The organism is Microbacterium sp. LWO12-1.2 (genome assembly GCF_040675875.1).
GTDB lineage: Bacteria > Actinomycetota > Actinomycetes > Actinomycetales > Microbacteriaceae > Microbacterium.
The window spans coordinates 2,720,500-2,746,099 of the sequence record NZ_JBEGII010000001.1; the positions used below are offsets into that span (position 1 = coordinate 2,720,500).

The 25,600-nt window shown below is 67.7% G+C and carries 20 protein-coding genes; 7 read left to right on the forward strand and 13 right to left on the reverse strand.

Translation table 11 applies throughout. The features are described from left to right. Window positions 1-23 precede the first annotated feature (23 nt). From MRBLWO12_RS13070 to MRBLWO12_RS13095, 6 genes are all read right to left on the reverse strand, one after another. Window positions 24-1,625 (reverse strand): xylulokinase, encoded by a 1,602-nt coding sequence (locus MRBLWO12_RS13070; protein WP_363556112.1) that lies wholly within the window; start codon window positions 1,623-1,625, stop codon window positions 24-26. After that, the gene (locus tag MRBLWO12_RS13075; protein ID WP_363556114.1) at window positions 1,622-2,341 is read right to left on the reverse strand and encodes an L-ribulose-5-phosphate 4-epimerase; all 720 of its coding nucleotides are present in this window, start codon (window positions 2,339-2,341) and stop codon (window positions 1,622-1,624) included. The genes MRBLWO12_RS13070 and MRBLWO12_RS13075 overlap by 4 nt, the downstream gene beginning before the upstream one ends. A gap of 228 nt (window positions 2,342-2,569) precedes the next feature. Beyond that, window positions 2,570-3,574 (reverse strand): LacI family DNA-binding transcriptional regulator, encoded by a 1,005-nt coding sequence (locus MRBLWO12_RS13080; protein WP_363556116.1) that lies wholly within the window; start codon window positions 3,572-3,574, stop codon window positions 2,570-2,572. Between the two features lie 79 nt (window positions 3,575-3,653). Continuing rightward, window positions 3,654-4,499 carry a fumarylacetoacetate hydrolase family protein gene (locus MRBLWO12_RS13085; protein WP_363556118.1) on the reverse strand — a complete coding sequence of 282 codons (846 nt, stop codon included), beginning with the start codon at window positions 4,497-4,499 and terminating at the stop codon, window positions 3,654-3,656. A 296-nt stretch (window positions 4,500-4,795) separates the two neighbouring features. Then, window positions 4,796-6,247, reverse strand: a complete 1,452-nt coding sequence (locus MRBLWO12_RS13090) for an aldehyde dehydrogenase (NADP(+)) (RefSeq protein WP_363556120.1) — start codon at window positions 6,245-6,247, stop codon at window positions 4,796-4,798. 81 nt (window positions 6,248-6,328) lie between these two features. Continuing rightward, the gene (locus MRBLWO12_RS13095; RefSeq protein ID WP_363556122.1) at window positions 6,329-7,051 is read right to left on the reverse strand and encodes a FadR/GntR family transcriptional regulator; all 723 of its coding nucleotides are present in this window, start codon (window positions 7,049-7,051) and stop codon (window positions 6,329-6,331) included. A gap of 128 nt (window positions 7,052-7,179) precedes the next feature. Here MRBLWO12_RS13095 and MRBLWO12_RS13100 point away from each other — a divergent pair, with 128 nt between their 5' ends. The 7 genes from MRBLWO12_RS13100 (at window position 7,180) to MRBLWO12_RS13130 (ending at window position 13,362) form a co-directional block, all read left to right on the forward strand. Then, the gene (locus MRBLWO12_RS13100) at window positions 7,180-8,436 is read left to right on the forward strand and encodes an ABC transporter substrate-binding protein (RefSeq protein WP_363556124.1); all 1,257 of its coding nucleotides are present in this window, start codon (window positions 7,180-7,182) and stop codon (window positions 8,434-8,436) included. A gap of 74 nt (window positions 8,437-8,510) precedes the next feature. Next, window positions 8,511-9,431 carry a carbohydrate ABC transporter permease gene (locus MRBLWO12_RS13105; RefSeq protein WP_363556126.1) on the forward strand — a complete coding sequence of 307 codons (921 nt, stop codon included), beginning with the start codon at window positions 8,511-8,513 and terminating at the stop codon, window positions 9,429-9,431. Beyond that, the gene (locus tag MRBLWO12_RS13110) at window positions 9,428-10,261 is read left to right on the forward strand and encodes a carbohydrate ABC transporter permease (RefSeq protein WP_363556128.1); all 834 of its coding nucleotides are present in this window, start codon (window positions 9,428-9,430) and stop codon (window positions 10,259-10,261) included. The genes MRBLWO12_RS13105 and MRBLWO12_RS13110 overlap by 4 nt, the downstream gene beginning before the upstream one ends. Window positions 10,262-10,275: 14 nt before the next feature. Next, a complete protein-coding gene (locus MRBLWO12_RS13115) occupies window positions 10,276-11,454 on the forward strand; it encodes a mandelate racemase/muconate lactonizing enzyme family protein (protein WP_363556130.1) in 1,179 nt (392 codons plus the stop codon). A gap of 26 nt (window positions 11,455-11,480) precedes the next feature. Next, window positions 11,481-12,326 (forward strand): NAD-dependent epimerase/dehydratase family protein, encoded by an 846-nt coding sequence (locus MRBLWO12_RS13120; protein WP_363556132.1) that lies wholly within the window; start codon window positions 11,481-11,483, stop codon window positions 12,324-12,326. An 84-nt stretch (window positions 12,327-12,410) separates the two neighbouring features. Next, entirely contained in the window at window positions 12,411-12,848 is a 438-nt protein-coding gene (locus MRBLWO12_RS13125) for a hypothetical protein (RefSeq protein WP_363556134.1), read from the forward strand. A gap of 10 nt (window positions 12,849-12,858) precedes the next feature. Further along, a complete protein-coding gene (locus MRBLWO12_RS13130) occupies window positions 12,859-13,362 on the forward strand; it encodes a ClbS/DfsB family four-helix bundle protein (protein WP_363556136.1) in 504 nt (167 codons plus the stop codon). Window positions 13,363-13,483: 121 nt separating this feature from the next. Here the strand turns inward: MRBLWO12_RS13130 and MRBLWO12_RS13135 are convergent, their stop codons facing one another. From MRBLWO12_RS13135 to MRBLWO12_RS13165, 7 genes are all read right to left on the reverse strand, one after another. After that, window positions 13,484-14,521 (reverse strand): ABC transporter permease subunit, encoded by a 1,038-nt coding sequence (locus MRBLWO12_RS13135; RefSeq protein ID WP_363556138.1) that lies wholly within the window; start codon window positions 14,519-14,521, stop codon window positions 13,484-13,486. Further along, window positions 14,518-15,594, reverse strand: coding sequence for an ABC transporter permease (locus MRBLWO12_RS13140; RefSeq protein WP_247628043.1), 1,077 nt, complete (start codon window positions 15,592-15,594; stop codon window positions 14,518-14,520). The genes MRBLWO12_RS13135 and MRBLWO12_RS13140 overlap by 4 nt, the downstream gene beginning before the upstream one ends. Then, entirely contained in the window at window positions 15,591-17,225 is a 1,635-nt protein-coding gene (locus tag MRBLWO12_RS13145) for a sugar ABC transporter ATP-binding protein (protein ID WP_363556140.1), read from the reverse strand. The genes MRBLWO12_RS13140 and MRBLWO12_RS13145 overlap by 4 nt, the downstream gene beginning before the upstream one ends. A gap of 71 nt (window positions 17,226-17,296) precedes the next feature. Continuing rightward, window positions 17,297-18,298 (reverse strand): substrate-binding domain-containing protein, encoded by a 1,002-nt coding sequence (locus MRBLWO12_RS13150; RefSeq protein WP_363556142.1) that lies wholly within the window; start codon window positions 18,296-18,298, stop codon window positions 17,297-17,299. Between the two features lie 181 nt (window positions 18,299-18,479). Beyond that, on the reverse strand, window positions 18,480-20,021 hold the full coding sequence (locus MRBLWO12_RS13155; protein ID WP_363556144.1) for a sugar ABC transporter ATP-binding protein: 1,542 nt from the start codon (window positions 20,019-20,021) through the stop codon (window positions 18,480-18,482). After that, the gene (locus MRBLWO12_RS13160) at window positions 20,021-21,040 is read right to left on the reverse strand and encodes a LacI family DNA-binding transcriptional regulator (protein ID WP_363556146.1); all 1,020 of its coding nucleotides are present in this window, start codon (window positions 21,038-21,040) and stop codon (window positions 20,021-20,023) included. Before MRBLWO12_RS13160 ends, MRBLWO12_RS13155 begins: the two co-directional genes overlap by 1 nt. A gap of 126 nt (window positions 21,041-21,166) precedes the next feature. Further along, window positions 21,167-25,531 carry a family 43 glycosylhydrolase gene (locus MRBLWO12_RS13165; RefSeq protein WP_363556148.1) on the reverse strand — a complete coding sequence of 1,455 codons (4,365 nt, stop codon included), beginning with the start codon at window positions 25,529-25,531 and terminating at the stop codon, window positions 21,167-21,169. Window positions 25,532-25,600 lie beyond the last annotated feature (69 nt).

Consider the following 25,600-nt stretch of genomic DNA (forward strand, 5'->3'; position numbering starts at 1 on the left):
TATTCGCTGCGCTTGTCGAAGCGTCAGAGCGATGCGACGGCGGCGGCCTCGACGGCCAGACCCGCCCGGTAACGATCGAGGTAGGAGGCGAAGCCGGCGACATCCGCCGGATCGGGGTCGGCGACCGTGACGGATGCCGCAGCGAAGACCTGCTCGTCGAGGTACGCGCCCAGGACGAGGTCGTCGGAATGCGCGAGGTAGGAGGCGAGCACCGCAATGCCCCATGCCCCACCCTCGGAGGCGAGTTCACCGACCGCGACCGGCGCGGCGAGCGCACCCGCGAGGAAGCGCTGGGCGACACCCGCGGTGCGGAACATGCCGCCGTGCGCGAACATCCGGTCCAGCCCGACGCCCTCCGCGGTCAGCGTCTGCATGCCGAGGGCGAGCGTGCCGAAGACGCCGTACAGCTGCGCGCGGACGAAGTTGGCGAGGCTGAACTCGCTGTCGGGCGTGCGCACGAACAGCGGACGTCCTGCCGTGAGCCCGGCGATGGGCTCCCCCGCGAGGTAGTTGTAGGCGAGCAGGCCGCCGGCATCCGCCTCGCCCGCGAGGGCCTCACGGAACAGCACGTCGAACACGGCGTCGTCGTCGAGCGGCTGCCCGGCGGCAGCGGAGAAGCGCGTGAAGAGCCCAGCCCACGCCGCGAGCTCGCTGGCCCCGTTGTTGCAGTGCACCATGGCGACGGCATCTCCCGCCGGCGTGGTGACGAGATCCAGCTCGTCGTGCGCCTCGGACAGCGGATGCTCGAGCACCACCATCGCGAAGATGCTCGTCCCCGCGCTCACGTTGCCGGTGCGCGGTGCGACGGCGTTCGTTGCCACCATCCCGGTACCTGCATCACCCTCGGGCGGGCAGAGCGGGATGCCGGGGCGCAGCGCTCCGGTGGGATCGAGCAGTGCGGCGCCGGCGGCCGTGAGGGCCCCGGCACCCGCGCCCGCCACCTTCACGGCCGGGAGCAGTGCGGTCAGCGGCGCGGGCAGCCGGTCGCCCGCGAGCGCGGCGTAGGCCTCCAGCATTCCCGCGTCGTAGTCGGCCGTCGCCGAATCGATCGGGAACATGCCGGAGGCATCGCCGACGCCGAGCACCCGCTCGCCGGTGAGCTGCGTGTGCACGTAGCCGGCGAGAGTGGTGACGAAATCGAGCTGCGGCACATGAGGCTCCGCGTCGACGACGGCCTGGTGCAGATGCGCGATCGACCAGCGCAGCGGGATGTTCACACCGAGGGTCTCGCTGAGCTCTGCCGCCGCGACGCCGGTGTTCGTGTTGCGCCAGGTGCGGAACGGCACCAGCAGTTCGCCCTGCTCGTCGAAGGCGAGGTAGCCGTGCATCATCGCCGAGATGCCGATGGCCCCGAACGTGTCGGGGCGGATGCCGTGCTGCTGCTCGGCATCGGCGACGAGGTCGGCGAATGCGGCCTGCAGGCCCGTCCAGACCTCATCGAGGGCGTACGTCCACAGCCCGCCTTCGAGCCGGTTCTCCCAGGCGAAGGAGCCGGTCGCGAGCACCTCGGTCGCGTCGGAGCCGATCAGGCAGGCCTTGATGCGGGTGGACCCCAGCTCGATGCCGAGGCTGGTGCGACCGGCGGCGATGTCGTCGCGAGCCGCTGAGTCCTGTCGAGCGGTCATCGACGGGCATCCGCACTCTGGCCGTACACGTTCTGGTACCGGTCGTACAGGCGGTCGATGGACTCCTGCGGGATCGGGATCAGCGGACCGGCCTCGCGGGCGATATGCACCGTGCGGGCGACGTCCTCGACCATGACCGCGGCCTTCACGGCATCCTTCGCATCGGCGCCGATCGTGAACGGGCCGTGGTTCTGCATCAGGACGGCCCGCGAGCGGTGCCCGCGGAGGGTCTCGACGATGCCGCGTCCGATCGAGTCGTCGCCGATGATCGCGAACGGACCGATCGGCACCGGACCACCGAACTCGTCGGCCATCGCGGTGATCACGCAGGGGATCTCCTCGCCCCGCGCGGCCCAGGCCACCGCGTAGGTCGAGTGCGTGTGCACGACCCCGCCGACCTCGGGCATGTTCCGGTAGACGTAGGCGTGCGCCGCGGTGTCGCTGGAGGGCGAGCGGTCGCTGCCGGGAGTGCCGGGGATCACGGCGCCGTCGAGATCGCACAGGATCATGTTCTCGGGCGTGAGGTCGTCGTAGGAGACGCCGGACGGCTTGATCACGAACAGGTCGGCGCCAGGCACCCTGCCCGAGACGTTGCCTCCCGTCCAGACGATGAGGCCGTAGCGCACGAGCTCGCTGTGCAGCCGGGCGACATCGGCGCGGACGGAGGCGATCGCGCTCTCGACGGCAGGATCGAACGTGGGGGCGGCGTTGCTCACAGGTACCTCTGGGGGTTCACGGCCGATCACTGTGACCGGTCACAGAAGTGTGTCACGGGGGCCTCGGGTGCGTCAAGCACGCGCTCGGGCAGAGGCGGCGTGTTCACAACTCCGCAGATTCGCAACACACAATCCGCCTCGCTTGCGTCGTTGCGGGCCGCCGCGCGGCCGCAGTGTGATCCTCCGTGATCAATTGAGGAGTTATGGACGACAGCCGGGCAGCCGCCGCTAGCGGGGCGGAGCCACCGAGGCGCGGGCGATCAGCTCGGGGGCGACCGGGGCCAGAGTCTCGGTGCCCGCACCGCCGATCGCGGCGGCGACGGCCCGGCGCGCGAGCTCGTCGAAGTCCTGCCGCACGGTGGTGAGCTGCGGCCAGTAGTAGGCGGCATCCGGGATGTCGTCGAACCCGACCACGCTGATGTCGCCGGGCACCGCGAGCCCGGCCTCGTGGAGTCCGCCGAGCAGACCGAGCGCCATCTGGTCGTTGGCCGCGAACACCGCCGTGACCCCGGACGCCCGCACCGCGGCGACGGCTGCGTAGCCCGATCCGGCCGACCAGTCACCCTCGATCACGGGCCCGGCGTCCAGGCCACGGGCGGCGAGTTCGGCCGCGAAGCCCTCCGTCCGCGACTCGGCCTCGAGCCAGTCGGCCGGGCCGGCGAGGTGCGCGATGCGCGTGTGGCCGGCGTCAGCCAGAGCGGCGACGGCCAAGCGGGCGCCCGCGGCCTGATCGACCGACAATCCAGGGGCACCACGCCCCGCGGAGTGCAGCGTGATCACCGGCACGTCGATGCGCAGGTCGTCGAGGGCGGCCAGGGTGCGGGCGTGCGGAGCCACCACCACGATGCCCTCGACACCCTGCGCGACCAGGTGGTCGACGGCGGCGACGACAGCCGCGGCATCCCCGGCATCAGCGAACGCGGCGCTGACCCAGTACCCCGCATCACGCGCCGAGGCCTCGAGGGCGGCGATGCTGCGCGAAGGCCCGTACTGCAGCGCGTCAGAGGCGAGCACGCCGAGCGTGCGGGAGCGGCGGGTACCCAGCGCACGGGCCGCGTTGTTCATGCGGTAGCCGAGCTCCGCCATGGCAGCGCGCACGCGCTCCTGCGTCTCGGGAGCGACATCGGGGTGGTCGTTCAGCACCCGCGACACGGTCTGCCGAGAGACCCCGGCACGGGCGGCGACGTCACGCACGCCGACGGTTCGGCGGGGCTCGCTGCTCGTGTCACTCACGCCGATGAGTGTACGGCGTGCGGGACAAGCCGACGGCGCAGCTCCGTCCGTCACAGAGAGGACGGACGGAGCCGACGCGTCACCGCACGGAACCCAGATGCTCCATCAGGGCGCCGATGCCGAACTCCCAGCGGGGGATCTCCTCCGACCGACCGACGACGTTGGACAGGGTCCCCAGGTGAGGACTACTGATCTCGACGAGGTCACCGAGCTTGTGCGTGAACCCCTCCCCCGTGCGTCCACGGTCAACCGTGGGCGTGAACAGCGTTCCCGTGAACAGCGCGAAGCCATCGGGGTACTGGTGGTGCGCTCCGTGCACCGCACGCACGAGCTCTTCGAAGGAACGACTGATCTGCCCCATGTTGCTGGTGTCCATGAGGGAGAATCCATCATCGCCGTGAATCGCGAGATGGATGACCTCCTCCCTCAGCGAATCGATCGTGAAATCACCTTCGAACAGTCGCACGAATGGACCTATCGCGGTGGATCCGTTGTTGTCTTTCGCCACCCCCAGGAGCAACGCGCTCCGGCCCTCGACATCGCGCAGATTGACGTCATTCCCCAGCGTGGCGCCGCGCGGAGTTCCCGACGAATCCACGATGAGCACCAGCTCCGGCTCGGGGTTGCTCCAGTCAGAGAACCGCGGCACCCCGATCGGTTGACCGAACCCGACGGCAGAGAGTACGGGGCCTTTCGTGAAGACCTCCGGATCGGGACCGATGCCCACCTCCAGATACTGCGACCACAGGCCGCGCCCTACGAGCAGGGACTTGACGCGCTGCGCATCGGCGCTCCCCGGTCGTACCGTGAGCGCATCGGGCCCGATCGCCGCCAGCAGCGCCTCACGAACCTCATCCGAGCGTGCGGCGTCACCCCTGGTCTGCTCCTCGATCAGGCGCTCGACCAGACTCCCGGCGAAGGTCACCCCGCACGCCTTGATCACCTGGAGATCGATTGGCGCGAGGAGTCGCGCGCCCTCCCGATCGTCCGAGTGCGACGCGCGCACCAGCAGGTCCACGTCCCAGTCGGATCCCGCGCATGCTGACACCACGATTTCTGCCGCGTCCTGTCGTTCGAGGAGCTGCGACACGGTCTGCACATGAGCGCTGAGGTCCGCGACCCGGCCTCTATGCACCCCGACGACGCAAGGACCACCTGTTGCAGGGTCGAAGATTCGCCCCACGAGGATGGCATCATCATTCGGAAGCACAGTCATCCCGGTCATTCGCCTGCTCCATCCGCGCGAAGGGGCAGTTCGCCGTCGATCCTCTGCGGCACGCCGTCCGGGTTCTCGTCTCGGAGCTCAGGCGGCAGAAGGCGCGCCGGGACGTCTTGGAAGGTGACGGTGCGTTGGAACCGGTCGATCGCCGCGGTTCCGACCGACGTCGTGCTGCTGGTGGCTGCCGGATATGGCCCTCCATGATGCTGTGCGAAGGTGACGGCGACGCCCGTCGGCCATCCGTTCCACACGATCCGACCGCTGTGGTCCGCGAGCACCCCGAGCAACGCCTCGACGTCATCTTCGTCCTCCGCGTGCACGGTGGATGTGAGCTGTCCCCCGACCAGAGGGGCGAGCTGGGCGAGCTGCTCGGCATCGCGGTACTCGACCACCACGCTGGCGGGCCCGAACATCTCGCGTTCGAGAAGTTCCGGTCGTTCGAACAACGTGTCTGCCGAGATGCGCAGGAGCGTGAGCGGCGGCGCTGCCTCCTGCGAGGGACCTCCATGCAGCAGATCGACGCCGGCAAGTGCGGCGAAGTCGTCGAGCGACTCCTCGAAGCCGCGACGGATGCCGGAGGTGAGCAGCAACGACGGCACGCTCTCTTCCGCCTCCGCCGCAGCGACGATGACCTCAGCAGCGCCCATCGGGACAACCAAGAATCCGGGCTTCGTGCAGAACTGGCCGCGACCGAGCGCCACCGACCCGAGATAGCCCTGCGCGATCGTCGATGCTCGACGCTCCCATGCGGCCTGCGTGACGAACACCGGGTTCGTGCTTCCCAGCTCGCCGAAGAACGGGATCGGTTCGGGACGCGCGGCGGCGATGTCGAACAGGGCACGACCGGCTGCTGTTGAGCCCGTGAAGGCGACCGCCTTGACCAGCGGATGCCGCACGAGCTCGACACCTTCTTGGTGCCCCTCCACGAGCGCGAAGCTGCCCGGCGGCAATCCAGCGGATTCCAGCGCCTCGACGACGATCTGCGCCGTCCGGCGCGCGAGACGCGGATGCGCGGGGTGGGCCTTGTGGACAACCGGACATCCGGCTGCCAGGGCCGACGCGGTATCTCCCCCCGCGACGCTGAAGGCGAATGGGAAGTTGGAGGCGCCGAAGACGGCGACGACGCCGACCGGCCGAGCCGTGGACCGAAGATCTGGACGAGGCCCCATCGACCATGCGTCATCCGCATGGTCGATCGTCGCCCCGAGGCGCACCCCACGTGCGCTTTCATCGCCGAGAAGTCGCAGCTGGAAGATCGTGCGTGTCAGCTCACCCTCCAGGCGCGCCGCCGCGAGATGGGTCTCTTCATGCGCGAGTTCGACCAGCTCGCGTCGGCCCGATTCGAGACCCGCAGCGATTGCGTGCAGTCCGCGTCTGCGGAGCGTCGGCGACGAGGCCCCGCGAGTTCGATGGGCTCTGTCAGCAGCCAGGACCGCTTCGTCGACGTCGATCATTTTTCCGGGCCTCCGCATCCATGTGGCATCCACGGAGCGTCAACGCCACATACGCATTAATTCTGATTAAAGCAGTATGCCCTATGCGTGACCCAAGTCAAACGGCGGTTCTCCGCTCGTCAGATCCTGGTCGGATTCCCGCAGTGCGTAGCGCATCGCGGCCTCGGCGATCGGAACCGATCCCTGGCGGATCGCCTCGAGCACGGCCCGGTGGTCGGGGACGGGGTCGTGCCATCGCGCTCCGGGGTGGTGCTGGATGCGATTACGAGCGCTCAACGCGTGGATGACGACCGTATCGAGGCGCACGAACAGCTCGTTGTGCGTGGCACTGAGGATCAGGAGATGGAAGTCGAGGTCCGCCTCCGCCAGACGGTCGACGTTCTCTCCGGCCGCCTGGAATGCGGCAAAGGCACCGTCCAGCCTGGCCAGGTCCTCCGCGGTGCGGTGAGAGGCCGCGAGCCCCGCAGCGGCGGGCTCGATCGCATCGCGCAGTTGGGAGAGATCGACCAGGAGCTGGTCATCGTCACGCTGCGCCTCCCGGCGCCACATCATCACATCCGTGTCGAGCAGCTTCCAGGACTCACGACTGGTCACGAAGGTGCCGCGCTTCTGCCAGGAGTCGATGAGCCCCTTCTCGCGGATCACGCGCAGAGCCTCACGGACGACGGACTTGCTCACGCCGAGTTCCGGCTCCAGAGCCTCGACATCGATGCGCGTTCCGGGAGGGTAGTCCCCCCGCACGATACGCAGGCCGAGTCGCTCCACGACCTCGCCGTGCAGTCCACGCCCCGGATACTCAGCCATGGAGATCGACTCTAGCGGTCGAGGTTTGCCTTTGCGGACTCGTGCTTGTATTTTCCATATTAATCATTATTATTCTACTGGGCGGGAACCCTCCGCCTCCCCCGCACTGATTTACAAAGGAGTAAATGATGTCTTCTCGTGCCGCACGACGCCTGCTCACCACCGCAGGTGCGCTGGCCGCCGCGACGACCGTGATCGCCGGCTGCTCGTCTGGTGGTTCTCCCACCGAAGGCAGCGCCGGCCCCGTCACCATCACACTCGCCGCCTCGACTCTGGGAGACCCCGGCCGCGGTCCCGGGTTGCAGGCATTGATCGATGATTTCAACGCCGACCAGGATGAGGTCAAGGTCGAACCGGCGTCGGTGCCGTACCCGACGTTCGGTCAGACCGTCCTCACCCAGCTCGGTGGCGGCGAAGGCCCCGACCTCATCCGATTCGACATGCCGGAGTTCGAAGCCGCGGCATCCGCCGGGCTCCTCGAACCACTCGACGAGCGGCTCGATGTCGACGCGCTGGATCTGCTGCCCGGTCCCGACAAGTACATGACGGTCGACGACCACCGCTACGGCGTGATCTTCGAGGCTGCCAACTACGGCCTGTTCTACAACGCGGATCTCATCCCGAACCCGCCGACCACATTCGACGAGTTCGTGCAGGTCGCCACCTCTACGACCTCCGGTGACGTCTATGGCCTGGCGTTCCGTCAGACGCAGGCCGAGGAGGCCGGGGTGTGGCAGGACATCTTCAACTATGTCTACGGATTCGGAGGCGAGTGGTCTGACGGCGAGAAGCTCACGCTGAACTCACCAAAGGTAGTCGCCGGCCTGGAGGCGTTCCAGCAGCTCTACGACGCCAACGTGATCCCCAAGGGCGCTGATGCCGCCACGTTCCGGAAGATGTTCGCGCAGGGCAAGGTCGGCATGGAGCTCAACAACGGCGGGTACGCGACCGCGACCGTCAACGCGAACCCGGATCTCAACTTCGACGTCGTCCGCATCCCGTTTCCCGTGGAGAAGCAAGGAGCACTCCTTGCCCCGATCGTCATCAACGGCAACAGCGCACACAAGGATGCGGCGATGACGTTCATCAACTGGCTCCTCGAGCCAGAGCAGCAGCAGCAACTGCAGAGCGTCCTCGGCGCGAGCAGCGTCGCAACGGTGACTGAGCGCAGCGCTGAGAGCCTGGCGGAGGCCCCGTACCTAGCCGTGCTCGATGAACTCACCGAGACCGGCGTCCCGCAGGTCGTGCTGGGGTTCGGCGCGGAGACTCCGGACATCCGCCGGATCGTGGTGACCGAGGTGCTCGCCGCGCTTCAGGGCACGCAGGACATGAAGACCGCGATGGATAAAGCCCAGGAGCAGGCGACAGCCCTCGTCGGCGGCTGACCGCGATGGTGGCGCGCCTCGCACGGCGCGCCACCATCATCCGCACACCCGAACCCTTCGAGAGTGAGAACGAAATGAGCCAGGGGATCGCTCACAGACGCCGTCGTCGGCGCAGCCCGCTCGGCAGTCGGTGGACGCCGTACATCTTCCTTGCGCCGGCTGCGGCGTACATCATCCTGTTCCAGCTGGTTCCGTTGGTGCAGGAGATCTATCTGAGCTTCACCAAGACGAGCCTCCTCAACCCGTCCCACAGCGTGTGGGTGGGATTCGACAACTACGTCGCCGCCTTCCAGAGCGACACCTTCCAGCAGACGCTCCTGGTGACACTGGTGTACGTCGTGGTGTGCGTGCTCGGCAGCGTCGGCATCGGGCTGCTGGTCGCCCTGTTGCTGAACTCCCGCTTCCCCGGGCGCGGTATCGCCCGGGCATTGGTGACGATCCCCTGGGCGGCCCCCGGTATTGCGATCGCCCTCATCGCGGTGTGGATGCTCAACGCGCAGTACGGCGTTCTGACACGCCTCTTGACGTCGTGGGGTATCGATGTCGGAGACAGCGGGGTTCTGAACAACCCCGACCTGGCGCTCCCGGCGATCCTGATCACCACGATCTGGCAGCTGTTTCCCTTCACCGCGGTGGTGCTGCTCTCCGCCCTGCAGTCGGTACCGGAGGAACTCGTCGAGGCCGCACACATGGACGGCGCGAATCGATGGTGGAGCTTCCGAGTGGTGACCTGGCCGGTGATCAAGCCGACGGTCGGGCTCATCGCCGTGCTCATGGCCATCTGGTCGATCCGTCGTTTCGAACTGATCTGGTTGATGACCAGGGGTGGTCCTCTCGGGTCCACGCGCACTCTCGTGATCGATCTGTACTCCCAAGCCTTCGATTCGAAACAGCTCGGTATGGCCGCCGCGATCGGAATGGTTGGGATCGTCATCTCGCTCATCATCGTCGTCGGTGCGCGACTGATCACCACCGCTGCGGAGAGGAACTCATGAAAACCCGTGCCCGTTTCGGCGTCACGTTCCGGATGCTTGCCGTCCTGGTCGTCCTCGGCGTGGTGGCCTTCCCGCTCTACTGGATGTTCGTCACGGCGCTGACCGGCGATGAAGCCCTCTTCAGCGGAACACCGCAGTTCCTCCCTGACCTTTCGCGCATCGGCGTGTTCGCCGATGCGCTCGCACAGGGCGACGTGCTGCGCTGGCTGCTGAACAGCTTCATCGTCGCGACCGGCACCATGGTCGTCGCGATCGCCTTCGGCATCCCACTGGCCTACGCGCTCTCCCGTTTCAGCTTCGCGGGGAAGTTCCTCGTCGCACTGGCACTCTTCTTCACGCAGATGCTGCCGGAGGCGCTGCTCGTCGTTCCACTCTTCGCGATCTTCCGCGAGACCGGCCTTCTCAACTCACTGCTGGGATTGATCCTCGCCGATGCGGCGTTCGTGCTGCCGGTCGTCGCACTCATCTTGATGGGGGCGTTCAACGGCATCCCTCGCGAGGTCGATGAGGCGGCTCGAGTGGACGGCGCTCGCCCTGCCGGTGTGCTGTTCAGGATTCTCGTCCCGTTGATCACCCCCGCGATCGCAGCGGGCGCGGTCATCGCGTTCTTCACCGCCTGGAACGAGTACGTCTTCGCGGTGACGTTCATCTACGACAAGGAGCTTCAGCCGGCATCCGTCGGCGTCGCCGGCTACATCGGCGAACAGGACACGTCCATTCAGACCATCATGGCGGTCGCGCTGATCTTCACGCTTCCTGCCGTCGCGTTCTACCTGTTCGCGCAGAAGTACGTCGTCGCCGGCATGACCGCCGGCGCTGTCAAGGGATAAGGAATCACACTTCCATGAAGATCACGCATCTCGATGCGCTCACCGTCGACTTCTACCGCACGAACCTCATCATCGTGCGCCTGCATACCGACGAGGGACTGGTAGGGATCGCGGAAGCCACCCTCGAAGGGCAGGAGCTCGCCGTTCAAGGGGCGATCGCGATCCTCGGCGAAGCTGTGAAGGGTAAAGATCCGACACGTATCTCGCAGACGATCTACGAGCTTCAGCGCAACGCCTATTGGCGCGGTGGCCCTGTGACGATGACTGCGCTCAGCGCTCTCGAGATGGCGATGTGGGATGTCACTGCCAGGTCGTTGGGCGTTCCGGTCTATGCCCTTCTCGGCGGTCAGACCCGTGACCGGGTGCGCGCATACGCCAACGGGTGGTACTCGGGCGCCGTCACGCCGGAGGACTTCGCCGAGGCAGCGCTGCGAACGCTGGAGACAGGGTTCCGCGGCCTCAAATGGGACCCATTCGAAGCCGCCGATCTGACAGTCTCGGATCGCGACCTCGACCGGATGCTCGAGCCGGTGGCTGCGGTGCGGGAAGCTGTCGGCGATGACATCGAACTCTTCATCGAAGGACACGGACGGTTCGACGTACCTTCGGCGATCAAGGTGGCGCGCAGGATCGAGAGGTTCAACCCTGTGTTCTTCGAGGAACCGTGCCCGCCGGACGGGATCGATGCGTTGATGGAGATCCGTTCGAAGTCCCCCGTGCCGATCGCGGCAGGGGAACGCTGGTTCGGTCGCCGGGAGTTCGTCCCCGTGCTCGCACGCCAGGCGGTGGACTTCATCCAGCCTGATGTGACGCACGCGGGCGGCCTTCTCGAACTGAGCTTCATCTCCACCCTCGCCGCGACGTACTACGTGCCGTTCGCACCGCACAACCCGAGCGGTCCCTTGAGCACAGCAGCGACCCTGCAGCTGGGCGCAACGCTCCCGAACTTCCGCTACCTCGAGATCATGGCGACGGACGTCCCCTGGCGGACGGAGATCTCGAACGAGCGTGTGACACTCACCGACGAAGGCGACATCATGATCCCCGATGGTGCGGGCTTCGGCATCGAGCTGAACCTGGAGGCGATCGCCGAGCACCCCTACACCCCGCATCCGATGAGGATCTTCGACGACGCCGTCGCCGATATCCGCCCCGACGATGCGCGCTCCTATTTCGTGAAGCCGGGCGAGTAGCCTCGCAGCCGTGCCACTCTGGTGACATGCGCATCGCTCTCACTGGTTCATCCGGCAAGCTCGGCAGCGTCGTCGCTCGGGAACTCCGCGCCAACGGCTACGAGGTCATCGGCATGGATGTCGCTGGCACCCGCGGCCCCGATTTCGTGCAGGTCGACCTCACCGATTACGGCCAGGTCATCGACGCTTTCACGGCCGTGGGCGACCGGCATGACGGCATCGACGCCGTCGTGCATCTGGGGGCGATCCCGGCCCCCGGCATCCGCAGCGACGTCGCGACCTTCCACAACAACATGCCCGCCACGTTCAACGTGTTCTGGGCCGCGGTGCGGCTCGGCATCCGCCGTATCGTCTACGCCTCCAGCGAGACCGTGCTCGGCCTGCCGTTCGACGTGCCGCCGCCCTACGTCCCGGTCGACGAGGACTACCCCGCACGCCCTGAGTCGGTGTACTCGCTCGTGAAGACGCTCGAGGAGCAGCTGGCGAGCGAGCTGGTGCGCTGGCATCCCGACGTGTCGATCACGGCCCTGCGGTTCTCGAACGTCATGAACCCCGAGGACTACGCCGAGTTCCCGGAGTTCGACGCCGACGCCCTGCGCCGCAAGTGGAACCTCTGGGGCTACATCGACGCCCGCGACGGCGCGCAGGCCGTGCAGCGTGCGCTCGAGGTCGCCGCCCCGGGGTTCGACCGGTTCATCATCGCGGCCGCCGACACCGTGATGTCGCGTCCGAACGCGGAACTGCTCGCCGAGGTCTTCCCCGACGTGCCGCTGACGCGCGAGGTCGGGCCGAACGAGACCCTGCTGTCGATCGACAGGGCGCGCCGCGTGCTGGGGTTCGCCCCGCAGCATTCGTGGCGCGACCACGTCTGACCGCGCCCCTTCCCTCACGGGACCACGGTTTTCTCCCGGTCACACGGCCCACCGCCGCGCAACCCGCAGCGCTACCGTGGAGCCATGCGCTCGACTCCGCGCCCGCCGCGCACCATCCGATTCGGCCTGATCGGCATCGCAGCCTTCACTCTGCTCTCGGCACTGGCCGGGATGGTGGGCCTGACCGTCGGTGGCGGGATGGGACTCCCGCTCGAGTGGATCGAGGGGAGCATCTTCAGCTCGTACTTCTGGCCCGGCGTGATCCTCGGCGTCGTGGTCGGCGGAGTGCAGGCGCTCGCGCTCATCGCCCAGTCCCGCGGCTACCGCGTCGCCTGGGGCGTGCACGCCGCCGCGGGTCTGACGATGATGATCTGGATCTTCGTGGAGATCGCGATCATGCTCGTGTGGTCGCCTCTGCACGGCATCTACTTCGTCAGCGGGCTGGTCCAGACGATCCTCGCGGTGCTCGCCCTCGGCGCCTGGCCCCGGCCGTTCCTGTCCAGGAACCCGCCGACGGCGTGAGGCCACGACGATGACGATCCCCACCTCCCAGGCCGAGCTGCGCGATGCCATCGTCACCGAGTTCGCACGGCTGGATGCCGACCTCGACCGCGTACCTCCGGCATCCGCACGCGAATCGGTGCTGCCCGGCCACGCGAAGGGCACGACCATGAGTCCGGCCGACCTGGTCGCGTACCTGGTGGGCTGGGGCGAGCAGGTGCTGACCTGGCAGGAGCGCCGCGCTGCCGGTCTGCCGGACGAGTTCCCCGCCGCTGGGCATTCCTGGGGCGATCTCGGCTCGCTCGCGCAGCAGTTCTACCGGGAGCACGAGGACGAATCGTGGGAGCACCTGCGCGCCCGGCTCACCGATGCGAAGGACCGCATCCTCGCGCTCGTCGACACCCGGTCCGACACCGAACTCTACGGATCGCCCTGGTACCGCACCTGGACGATGGGGCGGATGATCTCCCTCAACACCTCGTCGCCGTATCGGAACGCACGTGCCCGCATCCGGCGCTGGCTGCGCACGCTCTGAGCACGGCGACGTCTGGCCCGACCGCCCCGTTCCGGCGGCAGAAAGGCACCCCTGTTCCTCGACAGGGGTGCCTTTCTGCGACCGGAATGACCGGGCGCCCGTAGCACTGACCGGGCGGTAGCTACTCCTTCTTACGGGTCACCACGCGCTGCAGCAGCACGAAGATCAACAGGATGCCGCCGGTGATGATGGTGGTCATCTCAGGAGGGATGCCGCCGTCGCGCGTGATGAGCACGGTCATGAGACCGAGCACGAGCGCTCCGACGACCGAGCCGAGCACGTATCCGTACGCTCCGGTGAGCACCGTGCCACCGATGACCGCGGCGGCGATCGCGTCGAGCTCCCACCCGATTCCGGTGATGTTCTGCGCCGTCCCGAGCCTGGCAGTGTAGAGCACGGCGGCGAGTCCGGCGAGCGAGCCGCTGATCACGTAGACGAGGACCTTGGTGCGCGGCACGGGGAGGCCCATCAGCAGCGCGGAGTTCTCGGATCCACCGATCGCGTAGACCGTGCGCCCTGTGCGTGTGCGGTGCAGCACGAAGAAGGCGACGAGCACGACGACGATCGCGATCATCACCGCCGGGGTGATGACGAGGTCGTTCACCTTCGGTCCGTCGATGATCTTGATCTTCTCGGCGATCAGGCGGATCGGCGAGTCCGCAGGGAGCTGCTCCGGCTTGGTGCTCAGCAGCGATGCGAGGCCGCGTCCCAGGAACATCATGGCGAGAGTCGCGATGAACGGCTGCACGTTGAAGTACCGGATCAGCACACCCGAGACGAGTCCGAAGAGCCCTCCGATGACGATCATGAGCACGATGACGATGAGCGGATGCCACCCGGCGTTCGAGAGCATGACCCCCGCCACGGACGAGACCGCGATGACGGAGCCGACCGACAGGTCGATACCGCCGGTGAGGATGACGAACGTGAGCGCGACCGCGAGCACGATGAGGTGCGCGTTGTTGATGAGCAGGTTCGACAGGGTGCTCGCCTGCACGATCTTCCCGTAGGCGACCTCGCCGTAGACGATCATGCCGACGAAGATGATCACCGAGGCGATGGTCGGGACGACCGACGGGTTCGCCCTCAGCTGTCGACGGACACGGTCGACGAAGCTCGTACGGACGCTCTGGACTGGTGCTGCTGCGATGACGCTCATGCTGCAGCCTCCTTCACGATCTCGACTCGCGGAGAGGGCGTCTGCGCCTTCTTGCGACGTTGGAACCAGCTGCGCACCCGCTCGGACTGCAGCAGGCAGATGGCGACGATCACGATCGCCTTGAATGCCGGGGTGGCCGAGGACGAGACGCCGAGGAACAGCACGGTCTTGTCGAGCGTCGCGATCAGGAGCGCACCGACGAAGGCGCCGCTGAGCGAGAACTTGCCACCGGCGAGCGAGGCGCCGCCGATGACCACGGCGAGAATCGCGTCCAGCTCGAGCTGGTAGCCGGTGCGGGAGATGTCGACGGTCATGACGCTGCCGACCGACATCACCCCGGCGATACCCGCGAGGATGCCGCTGAGCACGTACGTCGTCAGCAGGAGCCCCTTCGGCTTGATGCCGGCCATCCGGCTCGCCTTCGGGTTGATGCCGATCGCTTCGATCATGAGCCCGAGGGCGCTGCGACGCACCACCCACGCGACGAGCAGCACGATCACCACGGCGAGGATGAACACCACGGGGATGCCGATCACGAAGCCGTTCGCGATCCAGCGGAACGGGTCGCTCGACGCCGCCGTGTTCTGGCCGCCGGTGATGACCTTGGCGATACCTCGCCCCGCGAGCATCAGCACGAGCGTCGCGATGAAGGGTTGGAGTCCGACGTAGGCGACGAGGATGCCGTTCACCGCGCCGAGGATGGCCGTGACGAGCAGCGCGAGGCCGACCGCCGCGAGGGCGACGCCGACCGAGCCGGAATCGTTCGCCGCGGCGAGGAACTCCATCGACACGGCTCCGGCGACGGCCATCAGCGAGCCGACCGAGAGATCGATGCCGCCGGTCGCGATCACGAGCGACATGCCGATCGCGATCATCATGATGGGTGCCGCCTGGCGGAGGATGTCGACCAGGTTGCCGACGAGGTTGCCGTTGTTCGGGTTGATCGAGATCGCCAGGTAGGTCGGGTCCTTGAGGACGTTCAGTGCGAGCAACGCGACGATCGCGACGATCCCCCAGAAGAACGGCTTGCGGATCAGGTCGCGCCACACGGACGCACGAGCGGATGCGCTCATCGGGTCTCCCCCTCGAGGGTCTCGGGCTGCACATCGGACGCGGCGGCGGATGCGACGGGGGCGACCTCGATCGTGTCGAGCTCCTCCTCGAGGGTCGCGGCCGCGGCCTCCACGCCGTGGGCGGCGATCACGTCGACGATCTCCTGCGCTGTGACGTCGGGACCGTTCTGGATCTCACCGATCTTGCTGTGGTCCTTGAGCACGACGATCCTCTCGGAGAGGCGCACGACCTCTTCGAGCTCGGACGAGACGAAGACCACGGCGACTCCCTGGTCTGCGAGCTCCGCGACGGCCTCCTGGATCTCGGCCTTCGCGCCGACATCGATGCCCCGGGTCGGCTCATCCAGGATCAGCAGCTCCGGCTCGGTGGCGAGCCACCGTCCGAGGAGCACCTTCTGCTGGTTGCCGCCCGAGAGGTTCTTGATCATCCGCTCCGGATCGGCCGGACGCACGTTGAGTGCGGCGATGTACTTGTCGACGATCGCGTCCTGCTCCTTGCGCGGCATCGGCCGTGCCCATCCGCGCTTGGCCTGGACGGCGAGGATCATGTTCTCGCGGATCGTGAGATCGCCGATGATGCCCTCGTCACGACGGTTCTCGGTGGAGAACGCGATGCGCTGCGAGAGCGCGGCGGACGGCGAGGAGAGGTCGGCTTTGCGCCCCTTGATGGAGATCTGTCCGGACTCGCTGCGGTCGGCGCCGTAGAGCAGACGCGCGAGCTCCGTGCGTCCGGAGCCGAGGAGCCCGGCGAAGCCGACGACCTCCCCCGGACGGATGTCGAGGTCGGTGGCGTGCACGGCACCGGAGCGGGAGATGCCGGATGCCGAGAGGAACGGAGCTTCGTCGGCGTCGCGCGGGGTGGTGCGGCGGTTGCCGCCGAGCGACTTCAGCGTGTCGAGGTCCTTGCCGATCATCCGGGAGATGAGGGCGTGCCTGTCGAGCTCACGCGTGAGGTACTCGCCCTCGTACTGCCCGTTGCGCAGGACCGTGAGACGGTCGCTGATCGCATAGATCTGGTCGAGGAAGTGCGAGACGAAGAGGATCGCGACTCCCTGATCGCGCAGGGTGCGCATCACGGTGAAGAGGCCTTCGACCTCCGCGGCGTCGAGGCTGGATGTCGGCTCGTCGAGGATGAGGACCTTGGCCTTGATCGCCATGGCCCGGCTGATCGCGACGAGCTGCTGCATCGCGATCGACAGCGTCGAGAGCGGCTGGCGGGTGTCGAGGTGGTCGAGTCCGAGCCGGGCGAGCGCCTCGGTGGCCGCGCGATGCGTGGCTCGCCAGTTGACACCGAAGGCTCCGCGCACCTCATGCCCGAGCATGACGTTCTCACCGATGGTGAGGTTGGGGGCGAGGTTCACCTCCTGGTAGACGGTCGAGATCCCGGCGGCCTGTGCGTCGCCCGTGCCACCGAAGCTGCGCTCCTGGCCGGCGACGACGATCGACCCGGCGTCGATGCGGTAGACACCGGTGAGGGCTTTGATCAGCGTCGACTTGCCGGCGCCGTTCTCGCCCATGAGTGCGTGCACCTCACCCTGGAAGAGGCGGAAGTCGACTCCGTCGAGCGCCTTCACTCCGGGGAATTCGATGGTGATCCCGCGCATCTCGACGATGGGCAGTTCTTCGTTCATCGTTGTCTCTCCGTCTATCCGGTCTCGGGGGCGGCGCGGTCGGCGCCGCCCCCGAGATCACGGGGTGGTGCTCAGTACTTGCGGTCCGCCAGAACGGCCTTGGCCGCCTCCGCCGAGTCGAACGCCTCGCTCGGAACGATGATGTACGACTCGACCGACTCGCCGGCGAGAGCCTTCTCGACGACCTCGAGTGCGGTCTCACCGAACAGCGGGTTGTACTCGTGCACGTAGCTGAGCTGACCGTCGGCGAGCGCCTGCATGGCGTTCTTGGTGCCGTCGATCGTGGCGATCTTCACATCGGTACCGATGACGAGACCGGCTTCCTCCGCAGCCTGGGCTGCACCGAGACCCATCTCGTCGTTCTGAGCGAAGACGAACTGGATGTCGTTGTTGTTGGCCTTGAGCATGGTCTCGAAGACGCTCTTGCCCTCTTCCGCCGACCAGTTGGCGGTCTGCGCGTCGACCTTGTTCAGCGTGGAGTCGCCGAGGCCTTCGTCGAAGCCCTGGTTGCGCTCGTTCACGACGCCGACACCGGCAGGACCCTCGAGGACCACGTAGTTGCCGCCGTCGGGGAACTCGGCCGCTGCCCAGGTCCCGACCTCCTTGGCGACCTCGATGTTGTCGGGCGCGATGCGGGTGACGTACAGGCTGGTGTCGTTGGGCTCGATGCCGCGGTCGAGCAGGATCACCGGGATCTCGGCCTCCTGGGCGAGCTTGAGGGAGTCCTCCCAGCCGCTGGCCTCGGTCGCCGACAGGAGGATCACGTCGACGTCCTCGTCGACGAACGACGTGAACGCGTCGATCTGCGACTTCTGGTCGAGGTTCGTGGCGGGCGCGTACTTCAGGTTGAAGCCGGCCTCTTCCGTGAACGTGTCCTGGATGTTGCTCTCGTTGGCCTGGCGCCATGCACCCTCGGGGCCGACGGCGACGAAACCGACCGTGGTGAGTTCTCCCGAGTCGCCGGAGTCACCGGCGTCGTCGGTTCCTCCGTTCGAGCATGCGGCCAGTCCGAGCGCGAGCGCGCCGACGGCGACGAGCCCCAGAACTGTACGAGTGCGCTTCATTGCAGACATTTGATCTCCTCCTCGAGATTCCGGGTCGTTTCCCGGGGGTGGACCGTGCCGGTCCGGATGTGATGACAGGACGCCGGGAGGGCGTCGCGTGGATCATGTTACCGGGAACAATTTTGGGAACACAAGCACTTCTGGAGTTTCGGGGGCGGTTCGTGATGAATTCGTTGTTACCGGACACACTTCAGTCGTCCAGCGGATCCAGTTCCGCGGCGATCAGCTCCACGACACTGTCGACCGTCACCGCGGGACCGTTGCTGAGCTCACCGATCTTGTCGCGGTCCTTGAGCACGACGATCCGGTCGCTGAGGCGCACGACCTCTTCGAGCTCTGAGGAGATGAAGACCACTCCGACACCGTCGCCGGCGAGCTGGCTGACCCGTCGCTGAATGTCGAGCTTCGCCGCGATGTCGATGCCGCGGGTGGGCTCGTCGAGGATCAGCACATGGGGCCTGGTGGCCAGCGCGCGCGCCAGCAGCAGCTTCTGCTGCGTACCCCCGGAGAGGTGGCCGGCCGGTCGCCCGAGGTCCGCGGGGTCCAGATGCAGGGTCTCGACGTAGGTGTCGGCGAGCGCCGCGATCTCCGACGGCGACAGCGGTCGCGTCCATCCGCGCATCGCCTGCAGCGAGAGCACGATGTTCTCGCGCGCGCTGAGGTCGGCGATGATGCCGTCCGTCCTTCTGTTCTCCACCGACATCGCGATACGGCTCTTCAGCGCAGCCGATGGGCTCCGCAGCTGCACACGCTCGCCGTCGACCCTGAGCTGACCGCTGTCCGCGCGGACCGACCCGCCCAGCAGCGAGGCCAGCTCGGTACGCCCTGAACCGCGCAGACCTGCGAGCCCGACGATCTCTCCCCGATACACGTCGATGTCGGTGGGATCCAGTTCCCCGCGACGACCGACGCCTGTGGCCCGCAGCGCGGGTTCCCCGTCGGCCGCGTAGTGGTGCGCCTTGCGCTCCGAACCGAGCGCACGCAGCGCCTCGAGATCCTTGCCCAGCATCTGCGAGATGAGATCGGCGCGCTCGAGCTCGCGGGTCGGCGTCTCGGCGATCCGACGCCCGCCGCGCAGCACCGTCATCCGGTCGCTGATCGCGAAGGCCTGTTCGAGGAAGTGCGAGACGAACAGGATCGCGACCCCGCGATCGCGGAGCCCTCTGATCACCCTCATCAGCAGATCGACCTCGGCACGGTCCAGGCTCGACGTCGGCTCGTCGAGGACGAGGATCCGCGGGTCGTCGACCATCGAGCGGGCGAGCGCGACCAGCTGCTTCTGGGCGGGCGACAGCATCGCCATCGGCGTACGCGGATCCATGTCGTCCAGACCGAGTCGGGACAGCGCGTCTGCGGCATCCGCCCTGGTGCGCTTCCAGTCGATGCCGAAGCGTCCTCGGCGCTCTCGACCGAGCATGACGTTCTCTGCGACGCTCAGCGTCGGACCGAGCTGGGTCTCCTGGAACACCGTCGCGATGCCCGCAGCCCGCGCATCGGCGACCCCGGAGAATCGGCGCTCCTCCCCCGCGACGACGACGGTTCCGGCGACCGGGGTATGGGTCCCGGTGAGCACGCCGATCAGCGTCGATTTGCCGGCACCGTTCTCGCCCATCAGCGCGTGCACCTCACCGGGGAACAGGCGGAAGTCGATGTCGTCGAGCGCGACGACATCCGAGAACTCGACACGGATGCCGGTGAGTTCGACGATCGGGTCCTGAGCGCGCGGTGCCATCATCGCTCCGGCCGGGGAGCGGCACTCGAGCCGCGGGCGACGAGTTCGGTCGGGATGCGGGTCAGCTTCGGCAGCTCGCGCTCCTCGAGAGCCGCACGGAGCATCTCGACGACGGCAGCACCGAGCGCGGCGAAGTCCTGCCTGACCGTGGTCAGGGGCGGCAGGAAGTGACGGGCGAGCGGCACGTCGTCGAAGCCGACCACGCTGAGGTCCTTCGGAACCTCGAACCCCCGGTCGTGCAGTCCGTGGATGAGACCGATCGCCATGTCGTCGTTCGCGACGAACACCGCGGTGTAGTCGGGCAGCCGGGTGAGTCCCTTCGCGAAGTCGTACGCGAAGTCGGCGGTCCAGTCGCCCACCACGATCGGGCGCTCCCGGATGCCCCAGGACTTGGCCCTGGTGTGGAACGCGCGCTCGCGGGCCCTGGCGTCGAGCCAGTCGAGCGGACCGGCGATGTGGAGGATGTCGCGATGCCCGAGCGCGACGAGATGATCGACCACGAGCGAGGTGCCCGCGTGCTGATCGATCGAGACCGTGAGGAAGGTGGGGTCGGCGTCCGCCTTGACGACGAGCATGGGCACACTCAGCGAGATGCGCCGGAGCGCCGCGACGGACGATGACCGGGGAGCGATCACGCACAGCGCGTCGACCCCCTGGGTGGTGAGGTTGTCGACCGCGTCCTGCGGCGTGAGGGTGTCGCCCTCATGCAGGGCGACGGCGCTGACCGAGTAGCCCGAGGTGCGCGCGGCCATCTCGACGGCGCGGAGGATGCTGGTGGGCCCGAACGACACGGCGCTCTCGATGATGACGCCGATGCGGTGGGTGCGCTGGGTCGCGAGAGCCCTGGCCACCATGTTCGGGCGGTAGTCGAGCTCTTCGATCGCCTCGAGCACGCGCCGACGCGTGTCGGGCTTGATGTTCGGATGACCGTTGAGCACCCGCGACACCGTCATGTGCGAGACGCCGGCGAGATCTGCCACGTGGCGGATGCCGGGCTTGTCGGAGCCGAGGCTGGCCATGAGCACCTCCGTCGGTCCCGCCTGGAGAGATGTTACCGAGAACAGCGCCCACGGTGCAATCGGCGCAGGAGTCGTCCCTGGCCCCGCCGTGCGTGTCGGCGGGGCCAGGGCGTCAGGTGCGCTCGCTCAGCCGCAGGAAGCGGCCGCGACCGTCGCCGTGACGGAAGCGTCCGTGGCCCCCTCCGCGGTCGCGTCGACCGTGACAGCGCCGGTCGGGATCGCCGCGAGCCGCGTCGAGAACGTCGCCGAGGCCGTCCTGCCGGCCGCGATCGTGACGGCCTTGCTCCCATAGGCGCTGCCGATCGAGGCCGTGACCGCGCGGTCCGAACCGTTCGCGACCGTGACCACGAGCGTGAGCTTGCCCGCCACACACCGCGTGGCGGCCGTGGCGGTGACGTCCAACCGCGCGCCGACGGTCTGCGCCGCGACACCCGTGAGGGTCGGCTGCACGGTCTGGAAGAGGCCGTCGGCGCCGATCGTCACACGATCGATGGCCGTTTCACGGTTCTGCCCGTCTCCACCCAGCATCGCGAAGCGGTGATAGGCGATGTACCAGTCATCGGTGCCCGGCACGTTGATGATCGAGCTGTGCCCCGTGGCCAGGATCCCCAGAGAGGGGTCCTTCTGCAGGATCACACCGCGATACGTCCACGGCCCGTTGATGCTCGTCGCCGTCGCGTAGCCGACGCGATAGTTCTCTGATCCGGTGTCGTCGATCGAGTACGTCAGGTGGTACAGGCCCTTGCGGTAGTTGAGGAAGACGCCCTCGCGGAAGTCGGTCAGACCGGTGATCCGCTGGTAGGTGCCCGCCTTGATCGAGACCATGTCGTCGTTCAGCTCGGCGATGACCGGGCTGCCGTTACCCCACGAGAGGTAGTACTTCCCCGTGACCGGATCGTGGAACGCCGCAGGGTCGATCGCCTGACCCGAGGTGACGGCCTCGTTGTTGACGATCATCGCCGTCGGCTGGGCGACGAAGGGACCGACCGGGCTGTCGGCGACAGCCACTCCGATGGTCTTGCGGTCGTAGGTGGGGTTGTGACCGGAGAAGTAGAAGTAGTACTTGCCTCCGCGTTCGATGATGGTCGGCGCCCAGGCGTTCCCCGTCGCCCACGGGACGTTGCCGTTCGCCCCGTCGAGGGTCAGGAAGGGCTCCTCCGAACGGGTCCAGTCCACGAGGTCCTTCGACGACCAGACGTAGAAGTCCTTCCCGCCCCAGCCCGCATATCCGTCGGTCGTGGCGTAGATGTAATAGGTGTCGCCGAAGACGGCGATGTTCGGATCGGCGTACAGCCCCTCGAGCACGGGGGAGTTCACGATCTGGGCCGTGAGCGTCCAGATCGCCTCCGATCCGTCCGGTGCGGTGAGCGTGTACTCCACCGGCGAGGACAGGTCGACGACGGTCCCGGATGCCGGCGAGACCGTCACACCCTCGGCGGCGGTGAATGTCGGGGCGAGCGCCGAGACATCCGTGCCCTTGACGAGCGGCAGCACTGCTGTGCGGTCCATCCCGTCGGCGATCGGGGAGAGCTTCAGCGCGGCCGCGTCTGCGAGCGAGATGCCGGTGAGCTGGTCGAACGCCCCGGCCTGGGTGAGGATCTCGGATGCAGTGAGCGCCCGGTTGTAGACCTTCACATCGTCGAAGGCACCCTGGAAGTAGCCATCGGCGCCGTACATCGACTTGCCGAGGTAGCCGAGGAGGTTCGCCCCGAGACCGTCGACCGTGGTGTTCAGCGCGGCGTTCTCGCCGAGCCGCACTCCGTCGACGTACACCGTCATCCGCGCGCCGTCGAACACGAGGTCGTAGTGGTGCCACTCCCCCGAGGAGACCGAACCGGTCACCGCCGACTCGTTCTGGTACGACGCCTTCGTGATGGCGCTGCGCACGTCGGTGCCCCGCACCCGGAGGAAGTAGTACGCGTTCGAGTCCTTGCCGAACGCGAAGGTGAAGAAGTTGCCATTCGACTTCTCGCTCTTCACGTCCATGGACACCGTCATGGTGCTGCGACCGTCGAAGAAGCCCTGCGGGAACGACGCGAAGCCGTTGGTTGATCCGTCGAGGCGGAGCACCCTGCCCCGCTCCGCGTCCGTGACCACGGCCGCGCTGCCCGATGCGGTCAGATCCGCCGCCCCCGCCGAGTCCTGGAGCGTGCCGTCGTCGAAGGTGTACGCGGCGATCGGCTCCTCGGACGGCTCCTCCGGTTCGACCGGGTCGTCGCCATAGGCGGCCAGCAGTCGCTCCTGCTCCTGCTCCGAGAGCCGGAGCACCGACCCGTGCCGGAACGCCCTGTCGAAGGAGTACTGGTCGGCCCCGGTGCCGACCGCCAGCTGGGTGAAGTCGAGGCTCGCCAGCGAATCGGCGACGTGCGCGTAGTAGCCGCTCTGATCACCCATCACCGCCCAGCGCCCGTCGGGCAGCTGATACACGGTCAGCCCCTCCATCGAGGCCTTGAGCCCGTGGGCTTCGGCCTCACCGCGATCGATCACGCGGGTCCAGGGGCCGTCGAGGCTCGTGGCCGTGTCGACCACGGTCTGCCAGTCGGAGGTCGAGAACCGGTAGAAGATGCCGTCCTCCTCGGCGATCGTGGTGTCGATGATGTTCGCGCCGCCGGCGCCGTCGCCCTGCTCGTTGAGCGAGAGCCAGACCTCCGGCTCCGAGAACGTGACGAAGTCGCGTGTCTTGGTCAGATACACCCGCAGCGCCCAGTCATCGGTGCCGTTCTCGCTGCGATCGCGCGCCGACCAGTACACGTAGTACTCGCCGGTCGCCTCGTTGTAGGTCGCCTCCGGCGCCCACACGCATCCCGCCTGGTCGAAACCGGCGAAGACGATGCGCTGGTCGCTCCAGTTCACGAGGTCGGTCGATTCCCAGACCACGATGTTCTGGCTGGCGTTGAGCTGGTCCCAGCCGGAGCCTCCGGCTCCGCCGCCCTCCGCGTGCAGGTCGGTGCCGATGATCCAGTACTTGTCCCCCTCGGGGGCGCGCACCAGGTGCGGGTCGCGCACGCCGAGGTCGCCGGCCAGGTTCGCGAGGATCGCGGCGTCGTCGTTGAGCTTCGACCACTGGAGGCCGTCCTGGCTGTACCCGAGGAAGATCTTCTCGTATCCGCCCTCGGTCGCGAAGTGGGTCCAGACGTACCCGGCGGTGTAGTCGGTGTCGAGGCCCTCCGGCGCCGCGGTCACCGTCACGGGGAAGCTGCGGGTCGCGCTGGTTCCCGCCACGGTCGCGGTGAGCACGACCTGCTGGTCGGCGGCGCCTCGGGTGACCACACCCGCGGCCTTGTCGCCCTGCACGTCCGTCGTGATGATGCCATCGGGGGAAGCGCTCCAGGCGACGGACGAGCCGTTCACCGCACCGTCGGTCGGCAGGGTGATGTTGCCGCGGATGTCGGCAGCGCCGGGGATCACGATCGCATCGAGGTCGGCCTGCGCCCGGGCATCCGCTCCTGGCAGGGCCCTCACGGTGACGGCGAACTCCTTCGTGCTCGACGATCCACCACGGGTCAGGGTCGCCGTGAGGGTCACCGTCGCATCGACCTCGCCCGCGGCGGGGCGGGTGACGATGCCCGCATCCGAGACGACATCGGCGTCGCTCGACGACCAGGTCACTGTCGCACCGTTGGCCCCGGCAGCGGGCAGCGCGAGGTCAGCGGTCACCGCGCCGGTGTCGCCGAGGCTCAGCGCGGAGCCGTCGCGCTGCACCCGCACGGCGTCGTCGGCGACCAGCGCCGCGACCTCGCCGGACGAGAGCGCGACGTCGTAGATGCGGAAGTCGCGCACGTTGCCGAGCAGGTATCGGTCAGCGGAGTAGACCGAACGCCCGATGTAGTTGGCCGCGGTGACGCCGGAGCCGATCTGGGCGGGTGTGGTCGTGACGCCGGTGTTCTGGGCGACCTGCACCCCGTCGAGGTAGAGCCTGCTCGTGTCGGTGGCGTCGTCGAGCGTGTAGGTGAGGGTCTTCCACGACCCGCGAGCGAGGTTCGCCCCGCTGTTCATCCCCTGCTCGGTCGACCAGTTCCCCGATGCGATCGCGGCCCGGTAGGCGTCGCCGGTCGCGAACAGATAGCCGTTGCCGACACCCGCGGCGTCGGTGTTGCCCATCGCCCAGATCATGTACGCGGTCTTCTGAGCCGGAGCGACCAGCACCTCGGTGCTGACCGTGATCGAGGTGAGCCCGGCGAGCGTGTTCGACGGCAGTGCCACGTGATCGTCGACGCCGTCCAGGGAGATGCCCTCGCCGCCGGTGAGAACCGCCCCGCCCGCGATGACACCGTCGCGGCCGTTTCCGGAGCTGTCGTGCGCCGTCGTGCCGGCCGTCTCGTCGAAGGCGTACCTGAGCTGCAGATGTTCGTCCTCCGCCGCGGAGGCCGGGACCGCCACGGCGAGCGGGGCGGCGATGACCGCGCTCAGGGCGACCCCGGCGACGAGGGAGCGGCGCGCACCGGTGCGGCGTGTGCGCGAAGGGGCAAGGGGGGCGGGAGGCAGCGTCATCGATGAGTCCTCGGTTGATGTGTGAGCCGCATCAGCGCGACTCCACCAGAATGTTAGCGGAAACATTCG